Origin of the sequence: Polaribacter gochangensis (assembly GCF_046224025.1) — a bacterium.
GTDB lineage: Bacteria > Bacteroidota > Bacteroidia > Flavobacteriales > Flavobacteriaceae > Polaribacter > Polaribacter gochangensis.
Genome location: NZ_JBJXRF010000107.1, coordinates 1 through 235 on the forward strand (window position 1 = coordinate 1; position 235 = coordinate 235).

Consider the following 235-nt stretch of genomic DNA (forward strand, 5'->3'; position numbering starts at 1 on the left):
TTTTTTTATTATTATTTTTTTTATTTTTTTTTTTTTATATTTTTTAAAAAAAAATAAAAATTTTTTTTTTTTTTTTTTTTTGTTTTTTTTTTTTTTTTTTTTTTTGTTTTTTTTAAAAAAAAAAAATTTTTTTTTTTTTTTTGTTTTTTTTTTTTTTTTTTTGTTTATTTTGTTTTTTTTTTTTTTGCCCCCCCCTCCTCCCCCCCCCCCCACCCCCCCCCCCCCCCCCCCCCCC

General features: G+C 21.7%; 1 protein-coding gene. It reads right to left on the reverse strand.

Annotated elements, in window-relative coordinates:
- On the reverse strand, positions 1–235 hold a 235-nt coding region (locus tag ACEWL1_RS12300), incomplete at both ends, for a hypothetical protein (RefSeq protein ID WP_409233575.1).